The following is a 2753-nucleotide window of genomic DNA, read 5'->3' on the forward strand; positions in this document are numbered from 1 at the left end:
TCAGCGTGGTTTTACCGTGGTCGACGTGACCGATGGTACCAACGTTGACGTGCGGCTTATTACGTTCGAACTTTTCCTTAGCCATCGAAATCACCCCTAGGAGAAGAATTGAGCAAGTCACACAAACCATTAAAACAAAGGCAGATATTTTCATATCTGCCTTGTTATATGGAGCTCTTGAGCGGATTTGAACCGCTGACCTCACCCTTACCAAGGGTGTGCTCTACCAACTGAGCTACAAGAGCAAAACACTTTGCACAACCTGCAAACTTGGAGCGGGTAGCGGGAATCGAACCCGCATCATCAGCTTGGAAGGCTGAGGTTCTACCACTAAACTATACCCGCGGAGCTTGCAGCTCACGCTAAACTGGTGGAGGGGGAAGGATTCGAACCTTCGAAGTCGTAGACGTCAGATTTACAGTCTGATCCCTTTGGCCGCTCGGGAACCCCTCCTAAGCGAGCCGGCATTCTATATCATGCCAGCCTTCTGTCAAGCATTTTCTCATTAAAAACCTGAGGTTAGCTGCGTTGACCTCGCTTCGTAGCGTTAGCCGATGAAGACCTTCGCTGCGAAGCGGGCGCCATTCTATGCAAACTACCCTGCGGGTGCAACCCCTTCACAGGGCATTATTTTATGTTTTAACTCATTGAATTCTCTAGAAAGGTTTTCAAGCAGCATTTCATTCACCTTCCCCACGCTATCTGGCAAAACCAGAACCCAAAATCCTCCACCCTCAGGCAAATTCGGCGAGCTTAACGCAACGGAACGGGCCACGACCCCCAAAGCAGCCAGTCGCTGCTCCAACTGCCGCGTCGTTTCCGAACGCACAAAACCACCCAGATAAACACACGTTCGTTGAGCCCCGGATCTACCCGAATCCTGCCTTACAAGCGCATCCGCCGTTTCGCTCAAGAGATGAATATCCTGTTGCGAGCCACGATACAGACTCAACGGAGTCACATCTTTTGCGCGAAGCGGAGCCTCCTGTTGATGCCAGATGTAATAGAAGACATTCAAAACCAGCAACAAGAGAAACAGCCACCGCATAGATACCTCAAGACAAAGGACAGGCCATCGCCAAGCCAACAAAAACCAGATCAGGCACGACCCTGGCATCAGGGACGACACCGGAAACCAGGCTGGCATCCCCCCCCGTCAGAAACACCACGAAGTCGCTTCCCCAATATTCCGTCGCCAACTCAAGCTGAGTCAGAACAAACCCTCTGAGCATCAGCATGCATCCACGCTCGACCGCCTCGACAGTCGTGTGACCAGGAGCGAGGCTTTCATGGGCTCGCTCAGCCGCCATATCGTCATAACGAATTCTTCGGGTATGGGTACGCAACTGATTACGCATCAAAGGCATACCCGGGCAAATAAATCCGCCGAGATGCTCGCCGTCTGCAGCCACGAAATCCGCCGTAACGGCCGTACCAAAATCGAGCACCAGACAGGCTCCCGAAGCAAGATGAAAACCGCCAAGCAGGGCCAACCATCGATCGAGCCCTAATCGCTCGTAATCGTCATAACCGTTCCTGACACCTGCCATCTCCCGAACGGGTACGGCACGTGACACGGACACTCCAAATGCATCAACCAACGAGGCAACTAACGAGTCAGTCTCTTCCAGCGTCCTCACACTAACGAGACGGCATTTCTTGAGCTGGAATTTATCGGCATTGTTCAGGCTCGCCAGCAGGTCAGTGTCGGAACCGACCACCCCTCCCTCGACCGGCGTTACGCCATCGGGATGAAGGACACGCCACTTGATAAAGCTATTGCCGCAATCGAGCTCAAGAATCATCACGCAACCTCAAACTGAGCTCACCACCGCTAAAGATTTTTTCCACGCCATCTACCCTTAAACGCAGCGCCCCCTGACGATCAATACCCATCACGACGCCGTCAATTTGGTTGATACCGGCAATCAGCGAAACAGCCCGCCCTTGCCATAGATGGTATCGCTCCCACTCTTCTTGGATCGCGGAAAAACCCGATACTTGGTGGAGCCTCAGATAATGCTGAAACTTCCCCACCAATCGTCCAACCAGCTCATTGCGATCAAAATCCCTGGTCGCCTCAAGACACATGGACGTCCATTGCTGATCGACCTCATCGGTCGAGCGCATATTCACGTTGATTCCTACACCCAGGACAACGTGACAAACGTCCGCTGGATCCCCTACCAGTTCAAGCAAAATGCCGGCTATTTTTTTCTCACCAACCAAGACATCGTTGGGCCACTTCAATCCCGCCCCGGCAATTCCCATGTCACGCAAGACGTGCATGACAGCAAGTCCGACGACCAGACTGAGCCCTTCGATCTGGCGCATGCCACCGTCAATGCGCAACACCAAGCTGTGATAAAGATTGTCGGCAAATGGGCTGACCCACTTGCGGCCGCGACGACCACGACCCGCAGTCTGCCGCTCGGCCAAAACCAGGAATGGTGCCTGCGCCCCACCACTTATGGCACGCAGCGCTTCGGCGTTGGTGGAGTCAATAGAATCAAATATGTGAATAGGCCACTCACAAGGTCCCTTCGCACCAATCTCAGCTGCATCCAAAAGCACCAGCGGCTTAGCCAACCGATACCCTTTGCCTCGAACCTTATGAACTGATAATCCTAACTCCGCCTCCAGGTGCTGCAACTGCTTCCATACGGCACTACGACTGACACCCAACGCAGTACCCAGAGCCTGTCCGGAATGGAAGCGGCCATCCTTCAGAAGTTTTAGCAACGTGAGCATGC

4 protein-coding genes and 3 tRNA genes are annotated in these 2753 nt (G+C 53.3%); all 7 read right to left on the reverse strand.

Annotated features, from left to right (window positions below; all coding sequences use genetic code 11):
• Window positions 1-85: GTP-binding protein (locus MA884_RS27685; protein WP_003292966.1), on the reverse strand; the 85-nt coding region annotated here is incomplete at its 3' end.
• An 84-nt stretch (window positions 86-169) separates the two neighbouring features.
• Window positions 170-245: transfer RNA gene (locus tag MA884_RS27690), tRNA-Thr, on the reverse strand.
• A gap of 26 nt (window positions 246-271) precedes the next feature.
• Window positions 272-345, reverse strand: a tRNA-Gly gene (locus MA884_RS27695).
• A gap of 23 nt (window positions 346-368) precedes the next feature.
• Window positions 369-453, reverse strand: a tRNA-Tyr gene (locus MA884_RS27700).
• Window positions 454-595: 142 nt separating this feature from the next.
• Complete coding sequence (locus MA884_RS27705; RefSeq protein ID WP_256233473.1) at window positions 596-1048, reverse strand: hypothetical protein; 453 nt, start codon at window positions 1046-1048, stop codon at window positions 596-598.
• A gap of 7 nt (window positions 1049-1055) precedes the next feature.
• The gene (locus MA884_RS27710) at window positions 1056-1805 is read right to left on the reverse strand and encodes a pantothenate kinase (RefSeq protein WP_256233474.1); all 750 of its coding nucleotides are present in this window, start codon (window positions 1803-1805) and stop codon (window positions 1056-1058) included.
• Complete coding sequence (gene birA, locus MA884_RS27715; protein ID WP_256233475.1) at window positions 1795-2751, reverse strand: bifunctional biotin--[acetyl-CoA-carboxylase] ligase/biotin operon repressor BirA; 957 nt, start codon at window positions 2749-2751, stop codon at window positions 1795-1797. The genes MA884_RS27710 and birA overlap by 11 nt, the downstream gene beginning before the upstream one ends.
• Window positions 2752-2753 lie beyond the last annotated feature (2 nt).

This window comes from Pseudomonas sp. Q11, from assembly GCF_024494355.1.
Lineage (GTDB): Bacteria > Pseudomonadota > Gammaproteobacteria > Pseudomonadales > Pseudomonadaceae > Aquipseudomonas > Aquipseudomonas hefeiensis.

What these genes read in the sequence shown, in the direction of transcription:
- MA884_RS27705 (WP_256233473.1), bottom strand. Translation starts at nt 1,048, where the DNA reads ATGCGGTGGCTGTTTCTCTTGTTGCTGGTTTTGAATGTCTTCTATTAC.
- MA884_RS27710 (WP_256233474.1), bottom strand. Translation starts at nt 1,805, where the DNA reads ATGATTCTTGAGCTCGATTGCGGCAATAGCTTTATCAAGTGGCGTGTC.
- birA (WP_256233475.1), bottom strand. Translation starts at nt 2,751, where the DNA reads ATGCTCACGTTGCTAAAACTTCTGAAGGATGGCCGCTTCCATTCCGGA.